This is a genomic window from Paenibacillus tundrae (assembly GCF_036884255.1).
Lineage (GTDB): Bacteria > Bacillota > Bacilli > Paenibacillales > Paenibacillaceae > Paenibacillus.
In genome coordinates, this window is sequence record NZ_CP145605.1 from 2,814,148 (window position 1) to 2,836,250 (window position 22,103).

17 protein-coding genes are annotated in these 22,103 nt (G+C 43.9%); 13 read left to right on the forward strand and 4 right to left on the reverse strand.

Features of this window, described 5'->3' with window-relative positions; translation table 11 throughout:
- Window positions 1-16: 16 nt before the first annotated feature.
- Entirely contained in the window at window positions 17-2,038 is a 2,022-nt protein-coding gene (locus V6W81_RS12755; protein WP_338543544.1) for a serine hydrolase, read from the reverse strand.
- Between the two features lie 309 nt (window positions 2,039-2,347).
- Window positions 2,348-2,932, reverse strand: a complete 585-nt coding sequence (locus tag V6W81_RS12760) for an AAA family ATPase (RefSeq protein ID WP_310139347.1) — start codon at window positions 2,930-2,932, stop codon at window positions 2,348-2,350.
- 252 nt (window positions 2,933-3,184) lie between these two features.
- On the opposite strand from V6W81_RS12760, the gene V6W81_RS12765 reads away from it, so the two are divergent.
- On the forward strand, window positions 3,185-3,520 hold the full coding sequence (locus tag V6W81_RS12765) for a PadR family transcriptional regulator (protein WP_338543546.1): 336 nt from the start codon (window positions 3,185-3,187) through the stop codon (window positions 3,518-3,520).
- Window positions 3,517-4,851: an FtsW/RodA/SpoVE family cell cycle protein gene (locus V6W81_RS12770; RefSeq protein ID WP_338543547.1), complete on the forward strand. Its 1,335-nt coding sequence runs from the start codon at window positions 3,517-3,519 to the stop codon at window positions 4,849-4,851. Before V6W81_RS12765 ends, V6W81_RS12770 begins: the two co-directional genes overlap by 4 nt.
- Window positions 4,852-4,912: 61 nt before the next feature.
- Here V6W81_RS12770 and V6W81_RS12775 read toward each other — a convergent pair whose 3' ends face one another.
- The gene (locus V6W81_RS12775) at window positions 4,913-6,727 is read right to left on the reverse strand and encodes an ABC transporter substrate-binding protein (RefSeq protein WP_338543548.1); all 1,815 of its coding nucleotides are present in this window, start codon (window positions 6,725-6,727) and stop codon (window positions 4,913-4,915) included.
- A gap of 111 nt (window positions 6,728-6,838) precedes the next feature.
- On the opposite strand from V6W81_RS12775, the gene V6W81_RS12780 reads away from it, so the two are divergent.
- From V6W81_RS12780 to yidC, 3 genes are all read left to right on the forward strand, one after another.
- Window positions 6,839-8,458: a DUF4153 domain-containing protein gene (locus tag V6W81_RS12780; protein WP_338543550.1), complete on the forward strand. Its 1,620-nt coding sequence runs from the start codon at window positions 6,839-6,841 to the stop codon at window positions 8,456-8,458.
- A 92-nt stretch (window positions 8,459-8,550) separates the two neighbouring features.
- Window positions 8,551-8,901 carry a hypothetical protein gene (locus V6W81_RS12785; RefSeq protein ID WP_145048479.1) on the forward strand — a complete coding sequence of 117 codons (351 nt, stop codon included), beginning with the start codon at window positions 8,551-8,553 and terminating at the stop codon, window positions 8,899-8,901.
- Entirely contained in the window at window positions 8,838-9,731 is an 894-nt protein-coding gene (gene yidC / locus V6W81_RS12790; RefSeq protein WP_338543552.1) for a membrane protein insertase YidC, read from the forward strand. The genes V6W81_RS12785 and yidC overlap by 64 nt, the downstream gene beginning before the upstream one ends.
- A 68-nt stretch (window positions 9,732-9,799) precedes the next feature.
- On the opposite strand, the gene V6W81_RS12795 is transcribed toward yidC, so the two are convergent.
- Window positions 9,800-10,921: a helix-turn-helix transcriptional regulator gene (locus V6W81_RS12795; protein ID WP_338543553.1), complete on the reverse strand. Its 1,122-nt coding sequence runs from the start codon at window positions 10,919-10,921 to the stop codon at window positions 9,800-9,802.
- Between the two features lie 275 nt (window positions 10,922-11,196).
- Between V6W81_RS12795 and V6W81_RS12800 the strand changes: the two genes are divergently transcribed.
- The 8 genes from V6W81_RS12800 (at window position 11,197) to V6W81_RS12835 (ending at window position 22,059) form a co-directional block, all read left to right on the forward strand.
- Window positions 11,197-11,910: a class I SAM-dependent methyltransferase gene (locus V6W81_RS12800; protein WP_338543554.1), complete on the forward strand. Its 714-nt coding sequence runs from the start codon at window positions 11,197-11,199 to the stop codon at window positions 11,908-11,910.
- Window positions 11,894-12,991, forward strand: a complete 1,098-nt coding sequence (locus tag V6W81_RS12805) for a saccharopine dehydrogenase family protein (protein WP_338543555.1) — start codon at window positions 11,894-11,896, stop codon at window positions 12,989-12,991. Before V6W81_RS12800 ends, V6W81_RS12805 begins: the two co-directional genes overlap by 17 nt.
- A 77-nt stretch (window positions 12,992-13,068) precedes the next feature.
- Window positions 13,069-13,362, forward strand: coding sequence for a hypothetical protein (locus V6W81_RS12810; RefSeq protein ID WP_056692285.1), 294 nt, complete (start codon window positions 13,069-13,071; stop codon window positions 13,360-13,362).
- Between the two features lie 154 nt (window positions 13,363-13,516).
- Entirely contained in the window at window positions 13,517-14,809 is a 1,293-nt protein-coding gene (locus V6W81_RS12815; RefSeq protein ID WP_338543556.1) for an amidohydrolase, read from the forward strand.
- A 213-nt stretch (window positions 14,810-15,022) separates the two neighbouring features.
- A complete protein-coding gene (locus V6W81_RS12820) occupies window positions 15,023-16,405 on the forward strand; it encodes a dockerin type I domain-containing protein (protein ID WP_338543557.1) in 1,383 nt (460 codons plus the stop codon).
- A gap of 50 nt (window positions 16,406-16,455) precedes the next feature.
- Window positions 16,456-18,417: an S-layer homology domain-containing protein gene (locus tag V6W81_RS12825; protein WP_338543558.1), complete on the forward strand. Its 1,962-nt coding sequence runs from the start codon at window positions 16,456-16,458 to the stop codon at window positions 18,415-18,417.
- A gap of 425 nt (window positions 18,418-18,842) precedes the next feature.
- Complete coding sequence (locus tag V6W81_RS12830; protein ID WP_338543559.1) at window positions 18,843-20,678, forward strand: UbiD family decarboxylase; 1,836 nt, start codon at window positions 18,843-18,845, stop codon at window positions 20,676-20,678.
- 292 nt (window positions 20,679-20,970) lie between these two features.
- Window positions 20,971-22,059: an HD-GYP domain-containing protein gene (locus V6W81_RS12835; RefSeq protein WP_145048497.1), complete on the forward strand. Its 1,089-nt coding sequence runs from the start codon at window positions 20,971-20,973 to the stop codon at window positions 22,057-22,059.
- Window positions 22,060-22,103: the final 44 nt, after the last annotated feature.

The following is a 22,103-nucleotide window of genomic DNA, read 5'->3' on the forward strand; positions in this document are numbered from 1 at the left end:
CGATTGCTCACGCTCTTTAATGTAGCAGAGTCCCTAGCATTTTGTACATCAAAACCGAGGATTCCTGTTTCAACATGGGCTGTTTTGCTTTGTAATCGACAGCACCGCTGCTCGATACCTTTACTTCTGGCCCATACAGACCAAGAGCGACAACGAATTGAATGCCCTCCGCTGCCCATGCATCATGTGAACCCATAAGGTTTGCCTGCTGGGAGGGTGCTCCAAGTAGGAGAGATGCTGTCCTCCAGATCATTAGTGCGGCTTCCTGTCGGGTTATGGGTTGATTGGGGCGGAACAAACCATGGGGATCTCCTTGCACAATCCCAAGTTCAAGAGCCGTTTGAATATAGGCGGCATAAGGGCTTGTTGCTGTATCTTGTAGTTTTGGAGCTTGAGTGGATAGCGTTATTCCTGTTATACCTACAATCTGTGCGACAAATTCTCCTCGGTTTACGGGTTTCTCAGGTTCAAAGAGAGCATGATCTTGTGAGTATAGACCAATCTGTGCCAAACGATAGATATATGGAGCATATGGATGGTCTGTGGGAACGTCTTGATAATTCTGGGCTTCGGGTAGTTTTTCAGACCAGCTATCTGGTTTGTTATAGTAGAAATAGGCAATATGGCCCGAAATATCTTTCTTAAAACCTGCAAGTGTGCCGTTCTCATCACGGAACAGCATGTCCTTCACAGGTGTTAGTATGTGTACGCCATAAGCATCGGTAACTTGTAACTTGTTCTCTGTTGCTGAAATTTCATATAACCATGCTGGCAGTCGGATATCACGGTACAGCCCTTCATAGGAACGGAGCGTAGCTTCAGGTACGTTGTAATCGACATAATCGCTCTTGGTATTGGGATAATAATGTTCCATAAATGCCCGGAAGAGCGCTTCTCTAAGATCAGGACCATCACTGTTGAATACGATGAATAGTCCAGTATGTTGGTCGGGGAGTAACCACATATTGGAATGGAAGCCAGTAAGGTCACCTGCTTTACTCACAACCTGATGTCCGTGATTATGCTGTGAGTAACTGGATTCGAATCCGTAGCCCGTACCTGGTATATCAGGGTGTATCGACACATCCAGGGATTGCATGGCCTGTACAGAAGATGGTTTAAGTATTTGTGACCCTTGGTAAGAACCTTGGTTAAGCTGAGCAAGCATGAAATGCGCCATGTCTCGTCCCGTTGTAATTAATCCGCCTTCAGGTGAACTACTGGGTACATTAGGGTACTGAGGCAATTCTTTTCCTTCGGCATCATAAGGAGTAGCGAGTTTTGCTAACATTTCCGAAGTAAGAGAGAAACTACTATTGGACATTCCGATCGGATCGAATATATGTTGCTGTACATAAGTCTCAAACGGAATACCAGATAGCTTTTGAACGATGTATCCTTGAAGGGTGTAAGCGTAATTGTCGTAACGGAACACTTCTCCGGGACTTCGAACAATTGCCGGTTTATTATCCTTAACAAATTGTTCAAGCGAATAAGAATCGTTCGGTTCGCTAACCGAAGTTACGGGATCGGTGTAATCAAACCCGCTCGTATGGGTCATTAGATGTTTCAGCGTCAACGGAGTCTTCGTGTTGTTGGTAATGTTAAGATCATCAGTATACTCGCTTATATCTCGATTGAGATCTACCTTACCTTCTTCAACTAATTGCATGATGGCGGTTGCGGTGAATGTTTTGGAGATGGAAGCTACTCGAAACAGGGTTGAGTTGGCATCGACAGGAGTGTTTTTTTCTACGTTGGAATAGCCGTAACCTTTATTAAGAACAACCTGATTGTTGTGAACTACGGTGACGACAGCACCTTGTAGTACGGACTGTACTTCAGGTTTCTCCATAAAATTATCCATAAATGCTTCGGTTTCTTGGGGATTCGAGGGGTCATTCAGTGATCCGTGTTCTGCTGATACATGTGCCAATGGTGTTAAGCTCATGGATACAACCAGCATCAAATGAACTACTTTTCGTTTCCACATGGTATTACATTTAGAACCTTGGTTAGTTACAAAAATAGATTTCATGAAATACTCCTTTGAGTTGAGATGTGGTTAAGCTCAATAATATTCAGCCTACATTTGTAATCTATCACTTAGACAGAATTAGCGATTCCGTAGTAAGCGTGAAATATTGAGGTGCTTCCGCAATCGTTTTGCGTGATTCCGCAAAGTAATAGTTGAAATCGTATGATGCAAAAAAAAGGATAGGTTCAACACGAGCATCTTAGCTCGGCGAACCTATCCCTTAAATTTTTGTTTTGCTGCGTGAAAAAGAGAATTAGAATTATAGGAAGAGAAGAATCAAGGTAAGATCATCCGCATAAGGTACGAGCGTTACTCGTATATGTCTTGTTCGAGTTTTGCAAAAGCAATCCATGGATCATCCGCCGAGTTATCAATATACGTCACGGATTTAGCGGGAAGTGGCCATGCCACTTGTTTTCGGGCGAGGGAGGCTACAAAGGCATCCCAATTGGCAAGTTTCCAATCATCTAACGGAGACTGCCTTGCCATAATTCTTTCACGGTATAATGCTTCGTTCTTCAAATAAATGTAAGCTACACGCACATCAGTATCCTGAAGTGAACGACCGATCTTGGCAAGTTCCTGTTCGATCCAATCAGGTGTATCGGTTTCTTTGGTGAAGGGACCCACAACAACGCTGTCGATACCCAGTTGCACATTATCGAGCACAGCATCCATCGTAATACGATACCCGAGATCCCGGCAGAGCCGCTTGTATTCAGGTGAATCGCGATCGGAAGGGTCAAGCCCTTGCAGTGTCATAATAGCTTCAGCGGCAGGGCGAAGCAGGATATCCATATCGAAGAAAGCGGCTTTATATTTACGAGACAGGGTTTTGGCAAGTGTTGTCTTGCCGCTTCCAGCCCCACCTAGGAAGAAAATAAGTTTGCTCACAGACGTTAGCCTCCTTGTAATCAACAACATATGTAATTTAGTAGTTAGTCATATGTCTCTGTTGTTACGGATGGAAAGTGTAACTGCAGACACATGGATTATTTTATCATAAAAGATCGGGTTAAAAGGATAGACAATAAAGGAAGAATTAGGTAATATAATACCTAGATTATCTATGCATAGATTTCCGATGTATATAATTTGGAGCTTATTTAAGAGGTGTGAATCTAGTTGGAAAGGGGGTAGAACGTATTGCAAGTCAATAAACAAATGATTAAAGGAAGCACTGAAACGTTGATTTTGACATTACTTCAGGAAAAGCCACTATACGGGTATGAACTAATTAAGGAGCTTCACCGTCAGTCGGAGGGTGTGTTCAACCTGAAAGAGGGAACATTATATCCTATTTTGCATGCGATGGAGATTGAACGTTGGGTTGAGTCGTATTGGATGGAGGTAGAGGGCAGAAAACGTAAATATTACTCTATTCGGGGTGAGGGAATTCAAGCGCTGAAGAATAAGAAAGAAGAGTGGCGTCTATTCCGCCGTGCTGTGGATCAAGTTCTTGGAGAGGGGGGACTAACGTGAAGGAGCCTAATCGTGATGTAGAGCATTACTTGGATGAGATATGCAGTCAAGTTAAAGCACGTGAAGTACATAAAGATTTGCGTGATGAGTTAGGTAATCATATGGAGGAAATGATGCTCGACAGAGAGCAAGAGGGGTTCAGCCGTAGCGAGGCAGCCGAATATGCGATTGAGCAGATGGGTAATCCAGAGGTAGTAGGCAAACGACTGCATCGACTGCATCGACTGCACCGTGAACGAATACACTGGGGGCTACTGACAGGGCTTTTAACTATGGCGTTGATTAGTTTATTAACGATGTGGATCTATACGACGAATGTTCTACAGGAACCCTATCAATTCTTATACAGTGATCATATTGTTCGTACCATAAAGTGTTTACTGGTTTTAGGCTTTTTTATCTGGTTTGATTATCGGAAATGGAGAAAGCTTGCTTGGCCGATCTATATCTTGTTAAATTTAATGATGTTTATAAGTGCGATTTATCCATTGATGGAAGGTCAGAACCGTTACTTTAACGTTCTCGGTTTCGCTTTTGATCTGAGTAGCGCTGCTTTATGGATATTACCGCTTGCTATAGGTGCAATCATGTTGGATAAGTTGCGGTCTGAAATTACAATAAGATCTTTACTAACTTATATTGGGCTTGTGTTGCTCCCAGCAGTGTTGTTCTTCCAACTAGTTGATTGGGTGAGATTGGTACTATTTGTGGTTGTTATGGTTATATTATTTGCGTGGTTTACGAAAAAATGGCTTTACACTACCGTGACAGTAATTTTTATTGCAATTCCAACTTCAATTTTAATGTTTGCCAATGATAACTTCCACCGCTTAGAGAAAATATGGATTGTTTTTGATCTCCAGAATGATCCTTATGGCATGGGATATTACAATCGTTCAATTATTGACATTGTTCAGTCTGCTGGATGGTGGGGCAACGGGCTAGAATCGACATTCACTACATTTGGAATTAGGTACCTTGATTATCCTCTAGTCATGCTCATTGATGTATTTGGTTGGTCAGCAGGTGTCGTATTTGTCCTAGGCATTGTCTGGTTTATCGCTCACATGATTAAAATGATTCCCAGCATACGAGATGAATTTGGTCGCATGATGATTGTAGTGATTACTATGATATTTGGAATACAGATGTTCTATTCCGTTGTGATGACCACAGGCTACGTTCCTATCGTAAGTGTGATCTTTCCTTTTCTTAGTCACGGTAGTCATCTGACCTTTGAATACGCAGTGCTGGGGTTGGTTCTTGGCATATACCGTCGCAAAGATACCATTTCTATTCGGAATGAAAAGATTGCTGGATCACAAGGCTGAGACTAGTTTGAAATCATGCCCTGTATGTGCTCGGTCTGGAATGACAGAGGCTTTAACTACCTCATGACTTTACTGTGACTTCATCTAAACTTGTAGGAAACCAGATATGACGGAGATCCACCCAACCTTGGCTATTGAAGGATACACCGCGAACAGAAGGCAGATAGGCTGTTTCTATCGGTTTTTCGGTTAAATGCATGAGGAGAGACTGATCCTGTAAAAATTGTTCGATCTGATCTAAGCCTAACGTTCGATCTATGGGGTGTCTGGCAGAAATCACGCGGGTCAGCATAATCTGCACCGTTTCCTTGCTTCGTTCGTCCAGGTGTTCAGATAGCGTGATGTACAGATCGTATCTGCGCAATTCCACATCTCGATCTCGGATGAGAGAGAACAGAATGAGATCGCATTGGAGCCGCAGATCGCCCTTGAATTGTTCCATCGTTCCGGTCCGAATCGTACAGGTATATCCGTGACGCTCCAGAGCCTTCGCTAAGCGAGCCGCATCTTCACGATACTGAGCAATGGTTGCGATCTGGAGCGTTTTGGGGTTGATGGGCGTAATTCTATCTAGAGAGTCATTAGCATGCTCTCGATTGGTTGATCCGCTCTCTAACTCATGTGAAGAGGTTGCGACAGTCCCTTCTTTGAAAAGTGAATGACCCTCGCTCGCAACACATGCTTGCACGTGAGCTCTTATCGTCGGATCGCTGAGCGGTCCGATTTTTTGCGTATTACAGGTAATTAATTTGCGAACTGTCACACCAGCGCTAATCTGGCTCCAGGCTGCTCCCGTAGAGGATAAAGGGTTATGGACAAGATGGAAGAAAGGTGACTCCATTGCTGTGTGGTCGTTCCAATTCGTAGGTGCGCTCCATGGAATTTGCAAAATCTCTACCCGATCTAACTGAGCTCTACCTTGAAAATAAGCCGGATGTGCGTCAAGTCTACACAAATGCTCGTCCCACACACTAACCTTGAACGGACCAGTTCCCACAGGTTTTAATGCCGGATAAGGCTCTTCTTGTACTACTGAATCGGATGAGTCAGACATGGGGTGTAGCCTTGGAGATACAATGGATGCCCGGCTGGTTGTGAGAAAATCGATAAACATTTCATGTGGTTTGGTGAGCCGGAAGCATACCGTTAACGAATCCCTTGCTTCGATGGATAAGATATGTCTACTCACATCCTTGTATAAATTCCTCCGCTTCGTAGATTGTAATCTCTCAAATGTGTAGACCACATCCTCAGCGGTGAGATACTGACCATCATGGAAGCTCACGCCTTTACGCAAATAAAAAATCCAAGTCATACGATCCTCACTTACATCCCAAGTGTGCGCCAAACAAGGTTTAATCTCTCCCGCTTCGTTGCGTTGAACCAATCCATCAAATACATGACTGGTAATGAAAGATTCAGCTAACAGATTAATATACATAGGATCAAGGGCATGAATCTGTTGTCTAATGGGCAGTCGTAGGGTATCAATTCGTTCATTATGTATTCCTTCTTCGGTATGATGTCCGGAATAACCGAGCAACCACTGGTTCAGATGATGCTGCATCGTGACCGAGCTCGAGAATGCACCAATGTGCTCTGCTGCCTGCTGGAGTTCACGACGGTTCATGGCTTGCATCATGTATTCTGCCGCAATTTTCTCAGCGGGGATGAGCAGGGTAAGCGTGGATCTTCGTCCACGTCCACGCTGGGACATCCAATCGATCCAGTGGAGTCCGATCATTTTTTTGACAATGGTTAATGTGTTTCGGTGTGTGCAATCCAGCAATTCTCCAAGTTCAGCGAGTGTGACTTCATGTTCAGATAAATGGCCAAATTGTTGATGTAACAGCAGATATTGTTGATGCAATTTCATTGTAATTTATTCCCTTCCTAAAATAAGAACTTTTCCGATTTGATATTTCTATTTATCTTCCTATTTTATCATCTAGAATGAAACGTAGAAAGTTTAATGGAGGTAATTCCCATGATTAAGAAAATATTGGATTCACCCAATCGTGCGTTAATTACGCTATGTTCTGCGTTGGTACTGGCTATTGTGCATCAGTATCTATTTTTTGACAAAGGGGTAGGTGTATCCTATCCACTGTTTGTTGTGCTTTTCTATGGTTATATGTTTGTATTTGCGAGAGATCGAGTAAAGGCATTTGCTTGGGTAGATCTGTTCATCGCGAGTGTAGTGTTGTTATTATCTTTAACTTTTGCGTTGTTCGATAATGAACTGTTTCATGCGCTCAATTTCCTAACTGTACCGGGATTAATTATTTTACATATGGCTTATCTGATTGGCCGGAAGCAGACACAATGGTGGAAGATTAGTTTAATTGGTTTAGCTGTGGATCATCTGCTGCCTCAATCTATACGCCATTGGCCGACCATCGGAAGAACTCTGATGAAAAAAGGTGGACGCAAGCTGGCTAACAAGCAGAAAGTTGTTGTTACCAAAGTATTCATTGGTTTAATCGTATCGCTGCCCATCCTAATCGTCGTAGTGGGGTTGCTAACCTCTGCCGATGGCATCTTTAATCAATATTTATCTGGAATTCCAACATGGCTGAACGATTTAACGTTGACACCCGGTCTACCAAGGGTGATCTGGATTATCATTGCAAGTGTGTTCTTCTTTAGCTACGTATGGGGATTTGTACAACCGATGGAGTATGAGTCGGAGAGGCGAGAGAACGCTCATTGGAAAAATCAGTCCGTAGCACTTCCGCTCGCGCAGCGTGATGATGATGGAGAGAACTCGGATTCAGTCCTGGTGAGCCCATCCTATGAAGGAACAACACCGGATTCGAATCTTTCGAAACCTCACCTCGTGGAACCGTTACGGCTAGATCCAATCATTATTGGAACCGTGTTATTCGTGATCAACAGTGTATATCTGTTATTTGTTTTTGTTCAATTCTCTTATCTCTTCGGGGCAGGCGTGGGTAATCTGCCTTCAGAATTGTCGTATGCGGAGTATGCCAGAAGTGGATTCATTGAACTTGTTCTGGTGACAGGCATTAACTTCTTCATTCTCGTTATTGCACTGCAATTTACACGATCAGGCGGCAAAATAAGCACCATCGTACATCAGGTATTGCTGACGTTGTTGATTGTGTGTTCTGCTGTCATGCTGTATTCGGCCTTCATGCGCCTTAGTCTCTATGAAGAGGCGTATGGATATACGTATATCCGATTCCTTGTGCATGCATTTATGATCTTTCTTGCACTCTTGTTGTTGATCGCGGGTTTACGTATTCGGTACACAACGATTCCTCTAATCCGCTGTTATATCATACTGACACTCACAGCATATGTGGCAATGAACTACGTGGGGATGGATAACCAGATTGCAGAACGTAACATCGAGCGCTATCACCAATCGGGTCAGATTGATGCAGATTATTTGGCTAATCTATCAGCAGATGCGGTTCCACAATTAAAGCAATTTGCTGATGAGAGTTACCCGGAGCTTCACGAGCTGCTGCTGTTGAACCAATCACAGTATTTATTAGAAAAGAATGACCGCTCATGGTCTTCGTTTAACGTATCGAGATACACCGCGTCACGTGAATTAGCAGAGCTTCGGAAGCAGTAAAATAAGGTAACGCTCTTTACCGATCCAGTACATGCAAATTCAATATGTAAGTGTTATAATATAAAAATAAACCTATAAAGGGGGTGAATCCCTTGTTTGAATTACATGAGTTGTTACCTTACATTTTCTCCATCGGGCTCATCTTCACAGTAAGTTATGCATATATTGCACATCTACACTGTGGCATGACCGAGTATTGGATTGGAGATCGAGCTGGTGATGGACTAGATCCCATTCTTCCGGCACTTTCTCTGCATAGTCAATACAGAACAGAAGATCTAAGTCGCATGGTCAGACGAAGAGAAGCGCCAGATGAAGATGAACCGGATTGTGTGTCCTCGTTGATTGAACGTCGTACAAATCAACGAGGAGGATATATATGGATCAACAATCAAACAAGGGATTCACTTTTACATCGGGCAGGGGACGGACGTATGGGCTGATTGCGATTTTATTCGCAGTTATGTTATTGGCCGGATGTAGCAACAATGTATCGGAGATTAATTCGACGACACCGGGATTCTTTAATCACTATATCGTGTTCCCGCTGTCTTACCTGATTCAACACATCGCAACGATCTTTAATGGGAGCTATGGAGTTGCCATTATCGCGATTACACTGATCATTCGATTAGCCTTATTGCCTCTGATGATGCGTCAAGCGAAGTCTCAACAAGGCACACGTGTTATCATGAACGCCATGAAGCCAGAGCTTGATGCGATTAAGAAGAAGTATGAGGGCAAGAATGATGCGGTTGATCGTCAGAAGTTATCCCAGGAGACGATGGAGTTATACAAGAAGCATAAGTTCAATCCACTGAATATTGGCTGTCTACCACTTCTGATTCAGTTGCCGATTCTGTCAGGGATATACACTGCAATTCGGCTTACGCCGGAACTGTCGTCACATTCCTTCTTGTGGTTTAAGCTTGGTGCACCAGACTATGTACTTGCTGTTGTTGTAGCGGTCATTTATCTCATTCAAGCGAAGGTATCTCAAGCAAATATGGCACCTGAACAGCGTAAGCAGTTCGCCATTATGGGTTACCTCTCTCCGTTGATGATGGCGTTCTTCTCCTTATCAGCACCTGCTGCAATGCCGCTGTATTGGACGATCGGTGGCTCGTTCTTGGTATTACAAACGTTATTGTTCCGCAAACTGTACCCAGTTGAACATCCGCAGGAGACACCCGTTGCTCCGGTGAAGAACGTTCATAACAAAAAGGCGAAAACGACCAAAACCGTTAAACCTGCGAAACCAGCAAAATCATAATGATCGGGCATGAAACCTATGCTTGATGAGTAAGAAGCCTATTCCAAGAGCGGAGTAGGCTTCTTTTTTTAATTCATTTGATTGTCGCTTAGATGAAAACGGGAAACGAAAAACCAGATTAGCTCACGGCGTGAATAGACACCTGTTTTCGCAAAAATAGATTTTAGATGATCCTGTACGGTATACGCCGAGATGAACATCGCGGCAGCGATTTCTTTGGAGGAATAGCTGCGAAGAACGTATCCAAGTAGCTCACGTTCACGATCAGATAACCCGTGACTGTCTGCCAGTAAGGGGAGTAAATCCTGTGGCATGGCTTGTTCCAAACGGATAGCAATCTGTCCAGAGCCGTCTAGTGTCCGCATACGGCTAGCATGAAGCACGAGATACCGACCATCCAACAGTTGGATGCAGGCCTTGGACTGCGAGGTAAAGGCTGCACGAGGTTCGGAACTCGTATTCAGATTAGATGGACGAAGTAGTCGACTTAGTAGATGAGAACTGACAGCACGGACTGGACGGGGAATGACATTATCGTCTAATTGCTCCAGAGCACGTAATTGTGTCAGCCAATGTTCGGCAGCTTCATTCAGCGACAACAACTTAAAAGCATCCGAGACTACCATAATCCCCGGTTCTTGAGGACTCCCGCTCAGAATCTCATCCATAAGACTCTGCTGAGTCTTACGAAGCATTCTTGCAAGAGAGCCTGTCCAGTCCTGCAAAAGTACACGTTCCTCCTCCGTAAATAGGGCAGTTTCCGTCCTGCGATATAAGGTTAGGTATCCCCAGCAAGCCCCATCACAGATCAAGACAGCACGTAGCTCATCACTGAATCCCGCTGGTTTCAAAATCGTTTCGTAGCGAGCACTTCGTTCAGTTGTTTCATCCAAAGCGGCGCGAAGAATAGCCGTATGCTTGCCTGAACGAATCATATCCGCATATTTATGGAGGTCTTCTTCAGTATATTCATTCAAGAAAAGATGATCGTGTATGGCCTCAATGCCATCTTCCGTAACGGCACCTGTCGAGAGAAGGGTATGGGGATCAACCGTTGTGAAGCAATATGCATCATAAGGGATCCGAGTTAGGATATGTTGGAGAGCAGCCTCGCGGTAAGTACGAGAGGTCCAGGTTTCTTTTTCAAGATTGGTGATGGATTGCTCTTTACGTCCGATATGTATGTTCATTCTTCTTGCTCCTTTCCCCTAAGAATCCCAATGTTCTGGGATAGGAGTGCGTGGATCACGCTTCTATAATGAAAGTATATCAGTTAACGCCATATTTAACACGAGAACGAAGAGAGCAGGGATGACGGGAAGAAGCTAAGCTAAGGACTTCTTAAGTGAGTAGGCTACTTGAAATGCATGCGTTTCTCCTGAACGTTTACTTCATAAGCTATGTGGATGCAACGATCTTCCTCGTTTGTTAATTATAGATTCACCACAAGGAGTGTAAAGCACATATGAGAGAAAAAGATGATCCACAACGAATGAGCTGGGATACAGCGGACGAGAACCGTTACGAGCAATCAATAGCGATGAAAATCCCAGGTTATGCACACATGCATGACCTAATGGAACGGCTGCTTGCTGCTTCGCTAATGAATCAACCACAAGCTAGATTGCTTATTGTTGGAGCCGGCGGTGGGAAAGAGTTGACGCTGCTTGGAAGTCGTCATCCTGAATGGTCTTTTACAGGTATAGATCTATCAGAACCAATGCTTCAACTTGCTGTAAGACGGGTCGCTGAATTGGAGTTGGAATCTAGAGTAGACCTTCGCATGACTTCCATTGAAGCGATGTCGGAAGAGGCGATGTACGATGGCGCGACCTGTATGCTAATGCTTCATTTTGTTCAGAGCCTGGAAGCAAAAAAACGGTTACTGCATAGTCTTGCAGCTAAACTCAAGCCAGGATCACCACTCCTTATTGCTGCCGTTAATGCTGACCTGCATTCACCAGCCTATGCAACGATAATGAACGCTTGGCGAGAACATATGCTTTTTGCCGGAATAACAGTGGATGAATGGGAACGATTCGCTACATCCTTAGGCCAAGAGTCAGATCCTATATCATCTGAGGTGATGATTCAGTTGCTTGGAGAATGCGGGTTTACCGATATTACACGATATTTCGGGTCGTTCTGGGTGGAGGGTTATTATGCAAGACGTATCTAAGGTTGCAACGGTTAAGGATCAAATCTGGGTAGTAGGCGGGTATGGACAGGTTGGGCAAATGATATGTAATCAGCTAGGGCAAGCTTTCCCTGGAAAGGTGTGGGCTGTGGGTCCGAGGTTGAATCGGGCTGAGGAATTCAGTCGATCTACGAATGGAGCTGTCCTTCCGCTCCAACTTGATGTAAGAGAGCATATCGATCCTGTGATGTTAGCTAAGGTTAAGCTTGTGGTGATGTGCGTAGATCAGATGCATACTCATTTTGTCGAAGCATGTGCGGAGGCAGGAACAGATTATATGGATATTACAGCGAAATACGATTTTTTGGCTCAGGTAGAACGATTACAGGAACAGATGCAGGCCAAAAAAGCAACGGCGATGTTAAGTGTTGGGCTATCACCAGGAGTCACCAATCTACTCGTTCGTGAAGCTGTAGATGGCATGGATCAGACGGATGAAGTAAATATTACGGTGATGTTAGGTCTTGGTGAGAAACATGGAAAAGCAGCCGTGGAGTGGACGGTGGATCAGATGAATACGACATATCAGGTTACGCAGAAGGGAGAACATGCGGAGGTAGCTAGCTTTGACGATGGCAAATGGATTGATTTTGGAGAGGAACTTGGACGCAGAAAGTCGTATCGATTCAACTTCTCCGATCAGCATGTCGTAGCTCGTACATTACAGATTCCAACGGTTTCTACCAGGCTGTGTCTGGACTCTCGATGGATCACAAGAGCGATGTCACTTGCCAAACGGTTAGGGATATTCCGATTGTTGCGTATTTCTTCGATTCGTAATGCTACGGTTAAGGCATTTGGTCTGATTCCAGGCGGCGAAGAAATGTATGCTGTTAAGGTGGACGCAAAAGGATGGACGAAAGGGAAACCTATTGTAATGGAGCAGCTTATTGTTGGACAGCGCGAAGCGGATGTGACGGCAGCGGTTGCAGCAGCTACGGCGGAGAAGATGTATCAAGAGAAGCTTTCCCCCGGTGTATTTCATATTGAGCAGGCGCTCTCCATTCAGGATATACAGCGTGTGCTTCATACACCACTCCAGATTACAACGAGGATTAGTTAATATATAGGGCGATTTTGCTCACCCCCTTAGACTTCTGTTATCATAACTTTAAGATGATGCGAGGACGGAGGAAGATTATGAGCACGATTGCTGTATTACCTTATTACAAAATACAGAGAGAATTGACGAGTCTCGCACAGGAAATCGTATCTAGTGACCGTTCGATGATCCTATACGAAGACAAGATTGTAACTCAGTATCGCGAGTTTAAGATTACAGAAGTGTTCGACATGTCCTTTCGCAGAATGGGGAATGAGGGTGGTTTCTTTTATCTGCATACAAGCACTGGGGTTTATCCATATATGGTCAAAATCGATCCCAAGCCCTTCATTCAGAAATTTCGGACAATAACATCTAAGCGATTAACCTAAGAAAAATTTTATTGGCGTACTTTCACAAAAGACCGCAAAGTGAGGAATCGTCGATGATTGCTCGTATCCTATTTCTCTCTTGACCTTCACGTTACGTTAAGGCTTATCCTCAGTTTGGAAGATCAACACCAAACGAAGAGGAGCTGTAAATAGAATGAGTATCTTGATTAAGCAAGCGATGATTATGACCATGAACGATAATGATGCCCCCTTTATGGGGGATATTCGTGTTGAAGGAGATCGGATTGTTGAGATTGCGACTCATATCACGAGTCAACCGGGAGATGAAGTGATTCATGGAAAAGATATGTTGGCTATGCCTGGCCTAATTAATGCGCATCAACATTCCCCAATGAGTTTGTTGCGCGGTTTCTCGGATGATCTGAAGCTTATGGACTGGTTAGACCGCAAAATGCTGCCTGCAGAAGCGAATATGACTCCTGAAGATATATATTGGGGCGCGCAGTTGTCCCATGCTGAGATGATTAGGTCTGGCACAACAACCTATGCCGATATGTACGTACACATGAATGAGATAGCAGAGGCTGTGACGTTAACGGGAATTCGAGCTTCGTTAACACGGGGTATGGTGTTTATGGAGGATGATGGTGGGCGCAGGCTGCAGGAAGCCATTGATCTAGTACAGCGTTGGTCCGGTAAGGCAGAGGGGAGAATTACAACCATGTACGGGCCGCATTCCCCTTATACCTGTGCACCGGAACCACTGCGGGATGTGATCACCATGGCAGAGAAAGAGAATGTCCCTATCCATATACATCTGGCTGAGACAAGAGAAGAAGTGATCAAGATACAGGAACGATACGGTGTAACACCAACCGAATATCTTAAGAATCTAGGGATGTTCGAACAGGCTCATGTGCTGCTAGCTCACGCTGTTCATCTGGATCGACAAGATGTTGAACGGTTAAAAGGAATGCGTGGAGGGGTATCTCATAACCCGGTAAGTAATCTGAAGCTCGGCTGTGGCATTGCCCCTATTACCGAGATGATGACGCAAGGGATTCAAGTTGGACTTGGCACGGATGGGGCAGGAAGTGCAACAACGGTCGACATGTTCGAGGAGATCAAGGCAGCGACCTGGTTGCAAAAACTGGATTATGGTGATCCTACGCGTTTACCAGCACGCAAGGTACTACAGATGGCTACCCGTGGGAGTGCAGGATTGTTAAATCTGGAAGAGCAGGTGGGGGTATTGGAAGTAGGACGCAAAGCGGATATCATTTTAATAGATCTGTCAAAACCACATCTGCAACCTGTGCATAATCTGGAGTCCCTAGTGGCCTACAGTGTGAATGGTGCGGACGTAGATACAACCATTGTAAACGGTAAAATTCTGATGAAGGGCAGACAGTTGCTTACGATTGATGAAGAAATACTATTTCACGAGACTCGTACACGCGCTAAACGGATTGTTGAAGGAATCTAAAATATCTACTGGAAAAATAATTTAATGGCAATAAATACCTTTTATAGAACCTGGATTATAAATTAAGCGTCTCGAACATACTGTTCGCGGCGCTTTTTGTCGTTATTGGTTGGAAAATGTAGAAATTTGATGTTCAGAATTGGTCCAGAATTGCTCACTATACTGAACATATAGTTGTTCAAATTTGAAGGTAAATCAAGGAGGAACATGAACGTGAAGGGGAAAATAGACAAAAAACAACTTGCTCCGTTGATGAAAAAAAGCATGTTAACTGTGCTTGGATTGAGCATAGCTTTACCGTTAGGTGGATCACTTCCTCAGGCTGCTGCTGATGCTGGTGGAAACGGAATCATTATTTCTCAACCGGTTCTAAACGATGATATTAGCTGGCTTAATACATCATCTAAAGCTTTGAATAATACAGACTATATCATGAACCATGTTCCTATCAACGTACTCAATGATGAAGTTATTTCTATTGATCTGTCTAGTCTTTTTCCAGATGAATTTTTTAACAACATAAGTGCTTCTACCGAAGACTCACATGTAGCAAGAGTGTTTGAATCCTCTGGTAATTTAATTGTAGAGCCTCTACAAGACGGTGAAATTACGATTTCACTAAGTGCAAATTATATTGATTCAGAAGAAACAGTAACGGATCAAATTAAACTGTACATCAGTAAAAAAGGTGATGCCAACTATGATGGCAAGGTTAACTCAACCGATGCAACTCAAATTCTCTCTCACATCCGTAATGAGATATTCAGACGTTCTTATAACCAAGTGGAATTGAATCGGATGGATGTTAATCGAGATGGAAAAGTGATGTTAGACGATGCACATGTATTGATGCAAGGTTACACCAAGAAAGAGCTTGGGGCAAAAGATAACCATTATATCTTCACATTCCAGCAGATTGAAGATGGACCATATGCACTTCATGCTCGACTTTTAGGTGATCTGAAAGTAGGGAGCACAGTAACTGGGAACTACGAATATTGGGATTTAGAAAATAGTGATGCTGAGGAGTCTGGTACAGCGTTTCAATGGTATTGGACGGATGATCAAGGAGTAGAGCATGCAATTGCTGAAGCCACATCGAGGGAGTATCATATTCTACCAGAAGATGAAGGGAAACAACTTTCATTAAAAATCACGCCTAGATCAAATTATGGTGGAGAAGGGAAACCTGTGACCGTAAAAGCGTCTACTACGGTAAGTAAGCCGGAGTCAAGCGTCAAAGTGCAAAGTTTATCGCCTGCAAATGGGACGGAAAACGTGAGTACCTTTGGAATGATAGAAATTACTTATGACAATATGATTCTTACTCATCAACCTTTTATTGGATTTGTGATTAAAGATGCAACTACAGGTGATGTAGTAGCAAGCTATAACTCGACCGAAGAGTATGTAATAAATGGTGAAAAGTTAATTATTTTTCTAAAGGATTTGGAGCCTTATACAAGATATTCAGTTGAAATTCCCGCAAATTTCCTATACTTTGACAACGGTGATGGTTCACTTGTTGAAGGTCCGACAATCGGGATGGGATCAGGTAAGGAACCTTGGACGTTCAGAACGTGGGCACCAATCTAAGCAGAGTATACAATTCTTTCAATTCATAAAATAATCACGGAGGTTATCATATGGGTCATCCGAATAAAAAGCGTGTTAGAGTCAAAAGAACAATGTCTAGTTTAATCGCTTTATCGCTCCTATCCTCACTCGCATTGCCGAGTATCGCAGGAGCAGCACCATCAGAGACGTTCAAGATTCAAATTGATAGTGTCAGTGTACAAGCAGGACAGTCAGTTCATGTGCCTGTAACTTTGAAGAAACCAGAACGCAATGAGGTAACCAGCTACAATATGCAGGTTGACTATGATTCAACCGCTTTGGAAATTGTTCGCATCACCCCGAAATATGGGAAGACGGAATACCCAGGCTGTGCGGAAAATACAGAAGGCTGCTTCCAGTATCATTTCGATAATGAATCAGGCTGGGTACGTATTATCTGGGCAGATTTTACGGCCGGAAATCACAACATTTCATCTGAACAGCAACTATTTGATATCGAATTTAAGGCGAAGAGCAATGCCACCTCAGGTGTTAAACAGCTCACCATTCAAAATGACTCCGAACATTGGAACTTCAGTAACTCAATCTATCAACAACCTGCTGAATGGTCCGGCGGAGCAATTACGATTACAGGTGGAGGTTCATCTGGTGGTGGGAATTCAGGCACGCCTACACCGTCCAACCCGTCTACACCACCTACATCTTCTACAGGTGGAACACCATCTACAAGTACATCGCAGGCAGCTACGACGACTCCTTCGACGCCTGCAGTAACCAAAGGTGTAGATATTTATGTCAATGGACTGAAACAGGAGCAGTCGGCAACGGCTTCCACATCGACGATTGGTAATCAGGTGACGACTACCGTGAAGGTGGATAATGAGAAGGTTATTACTCAAATCGGCAGTGGACTAAGATCGGTCATGCTCCCAATTACAGGCACAGGTGCTGACAAAGTAGTTGGTGAACTGAATGGTAAACTGGTGAAAGCGATGGATGGAAAAGATGCAGAGCTTATCCTCCAAACGGATTTTGGTACCTATACACTTCCGGCGAACCAGCTGCAAATTGATCGACTTGCGTCTGAACTAGGAGCAGGTTCATCACTAGACAATATCGTTATTCAGCTGACGGTTTCCAAAAGCTCTGAAACCACTAAAGCCATTGTGGAAGCAGCGGCAGCCAAACAAAGTAACACAAGCATCGTTGGTTCACCTATCGATTTTGAAGTTAGAGCAACTGTAGGTGAGAAGCAAGTTCAAGTGAATCAGTTCGACACGTATGTAGAACGCACAATTACACTACCAGATGATATTGACCCTACCAAAATCACGACCGGAGTAGTGCTGCTATCTGATGGAAGTGTGTTACATGTACCTACCAAAGTAAGTAATACAGACGGTCACTATTCGGCTGTTATTAACAGTCTGACCAATAGCACGTACGCATTGGTGTATCATCAGGCCGCATTTGACGATATCGCATCACATTGGAGTCGTAACGATGTGGAGGATCTTGCGTCCCGTATGATTATCCAGGGAACATCAGAAGGTACTTTTGCGCCAGATCGCAGCATTACACGTGCGGAGTTCACGGCAGTTCTTCTGCGTAGTCTTGGGTTGCATACTCCAAAAGGAACAGAAGCGATTGCATTCTCGGATGTTTCGGAGAGTAGTTGGTATGCGGGTGAAGTGCAGACGGCGGTTTCCTATGGTCTAGTAAACGGTTATTCAGATGATAGCTTCCGTCCTAGTGGTGTTATTACACGTGCAGAAGCGTTAACGATCATATCTCGTGCCATGAATTTAGTGGAATTGGAACAAGCTTCCTCATCTGAGACGGCAGCGTTGTTAAGTTCCTATACCGATGGAAATAGCGTACAGACGTGGGCTGCAGATCCGGTGGCATCAGCCATTAAACAAGGCTTGGTCGAAGGCAGTGACGGCAAAATAAAAGCGAATTCATCTATTAGTCGTTCTCAAACTGTAACAATTGTTAAACGCCTCTTGAGCAAGGCAGGGCTTATTTAAGTAAAAGAGTATGCTTAATATACTTGATAGAATTTAAAGAGAGTGCTCGTCCCGATAGGGGCGAGGCTTTTTTTGTTCCGATGTAGCTTAGAGCCTCAGTTACACTGTTGCCCAATCATATTGCGTTTGTCGAAGCAGCAGGACATCTGATAATATAGAGTAGGTGAATCCGATTCACAACTCTTATGAATTATTTGTATGTAAAGAGATAGATAGAATCATTCCGATGAATATCAATCCCTGATTAAATCAACTATAGAAACTGATAAATGGTTTAATATGGAGAGCTTTGTAGTAAAGCTGCTCAAAGCACATCGTGCATTCAGGCTGTGCCAGGTACATGTCTGCTAATGTATGTGAATAGTTGAACATAACAATACTTATATAATCTTATCTCAGAATCTATTGAAGAATGGAGCCGTCCGATGAAATATCGCAATATGGAAGATTGTATTAACGATCTGGAGCAGCATGGACATCTGATTCGTGTGAAGGAAGAGGTTGATCCGGATCTAGAGATGGCAGCGATTCATATGAAAGTGTTTGAAGCTCAAGGGCCTGCATTGTTATTTGAACAGGTAAAAGGTTCTAAGTTCCGGGCACTTTCCAACCTTTTTGGCAACATGGAACGTAGTAAATTTCTATTCCGTGAGACGCTTGAAGGTGTGCAACGTGTCATGGAGGTACGGGGAGACCCGATGAAAGCCTTGAAAAGGCCTTTTGCCCATATGGGGACAGCTCTCGCTGCCTGGCAGGCTTTGCCTAAGCAAAAATCGATTAGCTTGCCGGTGTCTGCTCAGGAAATTCAAATTTCAGATTTGCCATTGATTAAACACTGGCCGATGGATGGAGGCGCATTCGTAACACTGCCTCAAGTTTATTCGGAAGATCCGGACAAACCAGGCATTATGAACTCCAACTTAGGGATGTACCGTGTACAGCTTAGTGGTAATGAGTATGAAATGAACAAGGAGATTGGACTGCACTACCAGATTCACCGGGGAATCGGAGTGCATCAGGCAAAAGCAGTCAAAAAGGGTGAGCCGTTAAAAGTTAGTATTTTCATCGGTGGACCACCTGCGCATACGTTATCTGCTGTAATGCCGCTGCCCGAAGGACTTAGTGAGATGACCTTTGCCGGACTGCTTGCCGGACGCCGTTTCCGGTATAGTTACAAGGATGGTTATTGCATCAGTAACGATGCTGATTTTGTTATTACAGGAGATATTTATCCTGGGGAAACGAAACCGGAAGGACCCTTCGGTGACCATCTCGGATACTACAGCCTTACGCATGAGTTCCCGCTAATGAGAGTGCACAAGGTGTATGCTAAACCTAATGCAATTTGGCCATTTACTGTCGTTGGTCGTCCGCCGCAGGAAGATACGGCATTTGGTGACTTGATCCACGAAATAACAGGTGATGCGATCAAGCAGGAGATTCCAGGTGTGAAAGAAGTCCATGCCGTCGATGCTGCGGGTGTGCACCCGCTCTTGTTTGCAATCGGAAGTGAGCGTTATACACCGTACCAAGTGGTCAAACAACCAACAGAGCTACTGACCATCGCTAACCGCATTCTGGGTACAGGACAGCTTAGTTTAGCGAAGTATCTATTTATTACAGCCGAGGATCAACAACCGCTGAGCACCCATCGGGAGGTTGAATTCCTGACTTATATCTTAGAGCGGTTAAATCTGAAGAGAGATATCCATTTCTATACGAATACAACAATTGATACACTCGATTATTCGGGCACGGGCTTGAATAGCGGGAGCAAGGTTGTTTTTGCAGCTTATGGAGATCCAGTTAGAGAGTTGTGTAAGGAAGTGCCTGAGACATTGAAGGGAATCCGTGGCTATGACAATCCTCAGCTAGTCATGCCGGGAATTGTGTCCTTGCAGACGTCGCCGTTCATTAGTTATGAAGACACTGTGAAGGAAATGGACGCATTTACGGCATTGCTGAAGGAGAAGGGGGACGTGTCTTCGTGTCCAATGATTATTTTGTGCGACGATAGCACATTCATCAGCGACAATCTCAGCAATTTCTTATGGGCAACATTTACCCGCAGTAATCCATCCCATGATATGTACGGGGTCAATAGTGGATATGAGAACAAGCACTGGGGTTGTGACCAGATCATTATTGATGCACGTGTGAAGCCACATCAAGCTCCGCCACTCATTGCCGATCCAGCGGTAGAGAAAAGAATAGAACGTTTATTTGCCAAAGGTGGGAGCCTGGCTTCCATTAAAATCTAATCAACATAATTGAATTCGATGAGCAGTCCAAATACTTCATTTGGGCTGCTTTTCACATACATAAATGAAGGCGCTTAACATTATATAGCTCATTCACTGTGAATTAGCATTTTTAGCGTAATGCGCATGAGAATAAAGTCTTAGTTATTCGTGTTTCCCGTTGTGATTAAGGTCATAAGAACTATGGATAAAATGGTCGAAAAACTCGATATAAAGAAGTAGAGGGATTTTTGGAACCCATGTTACGTGGGAGCCGTTGACTATAAATGAAACATTCAGGGGGAATACCGAGTTGAGAATCCATATTATGAACCTGCAAGACGGAGATCGTCTAACTGCTGACACGTTTAGCGATGCAGGATTACACGTTTTGGGTCAAGGGACTGTACTAAAAAGTGAGGATATTACCTTACTGATGCAGCACCGTGTGGACTATGTGGATATCGAACCACGCGAGGAAGAAATTACAGAAGCTGAATTTTTTGCAGCCGCTGCGGTACATTCGACTAGAATGAATGGAGATATACCTCCCGAAGAAGAAATGAAATCGCAATTTGTGCAAACCGTACATAATTATCAATCTGCATTTCTTGAGGCGCTCACTGTGGGGAAATTTAACGCCACGATGGTAGACGATGCGCTACAGCCAATGGTTGAAGGTTTGGATGAGCAAAAGGACGTTGTTCACTTGCTGATGATGCTGGAGCGGGACGATGTAAATAACTACACACATTCCATTCAAGTTGGACTATTGTCCTTCTATATGGCTACCTGGTTGGGATACTCTCCGAAGGAGTGTTATCAAATTAGCCGCGGAGGATACCTGCACGATATCGGGAAATGCAAAGTATCTCATCGCATCCGGAATAAAACGGAGCCTTTAACACCAGATGAGCAGTTAGAGTACCAGCGCCACACCATCTATGGGCATGACATTATTAAGAGCTCCATGAGAGATGAGGCTACAGCCCTTGTTGCACTCCAGCATCATGAACGTGAAGATGGCTCAGGATATCCAATGCAGATCAAGAAAGACGAGATACACCCATATACCCAAATCGTCTCCGTGGCGGATGTTTATATCAGTATGAGATCAGGGGATTTCGGAAGTAGTAATCCAAACTTGATCAACAATCTGCGCGATATTTATTCCATGGGCTTCGGTAAATTGAATGAAAAGCCAGTTCAGGCGTTAATGCAGCATTTATTGCCTAACTTTATTGGTAAACAAGTGTTGCTTAGCAATGGAGAGAAGGGGGTTATTGTTATGAATAATCCATCTGATATCTTCAAGCCATTGATTAAAGTGGAATCAGAGCAGTACCGCGACCTGTCCAAGGAACGTAGTCTCTCAATCGACGACTTAATTATTAACAGCTAGTCTCAGCAAATTAGGAATGATAGATAAGAAGTTGAAAGAGTCTC

Bases quoted from the DNA above. Each gene is read 5' to 3' on its own strand.
- V6W81_RS12810 (WP_056692285.1), top strand. From the start codon at position 13,069: ATGAGCACGATTGCTGTATTACCTTATTACAAAATACAGAGAGAATTG.
- V6W81_RS12800 (WP_338543554.1), top strand. From the start codon at position 11,197: ATGAGAGAAAAAGATGATCCACAACGAATGAGCTGGGATACAGCGGAC.
- V6W81_RS12755 (WP_338543544.1), bottom strand. From the start codon at position 2,038: ATGAAATCTATTTTTGTAACTAACCAAGGTTCTAAATGTAATACCATG.
- V6W81_RS12780 (WP_338543550.1), top strand. From the start codon at position 6,839: ATGATTAAGAAAATATTGGATTCACCCAATCGTGCGTTAATTACGCTA.
- V6W81_RS12795 (WP_338543553.1), bottom strand. From the start codon at position 10,921: ATGAACATACATATCGGACGTAAAGAGCAATCCATCACCAATCTTGAA.
- V6W81_RS12815 (WP_338543556.1), top strand. From the start codon at position 13,517: ATGAGTATCTTGATTAAGCAAGCGATGATTATGACCATGAACGATAAT.
- V6W81_RS12775 (WP_338543548.1), bottom strand. From the start codon at position 6,727: ATGAAATTGCATCAACAATATCTGCTGTTACATCAACAATTTGGCCAT.
- V6W81_RS12825 (WP_338543558.1), top strand. From the start codon at position 16,456: ATGGGTCATCCGAATAAAAAGCGTGTTAGAGTCAAAAGAACAATGTCT.
- yidC (WP_338543552.1), top strand. From the start codon at position 8,838: ATGGATCAACAATCAAACAAGGGATTCACTTTTACATCGGGCAGGGGA.
- V6W81_RS12830 (WP_338543559.1), top strand. From the start codon at position 18,843: ATGAAATATCGCAATATGGAAGATTGTATTAACGATCTGGAGCAGCAT.
- V6W81_RS12805 (WP_338543555.1), top strand. From the start codon at position 11,894: ATGCAAGACGTATCTAAGGTTGCAACGGTTAAGGATCAAATCTGGGTA.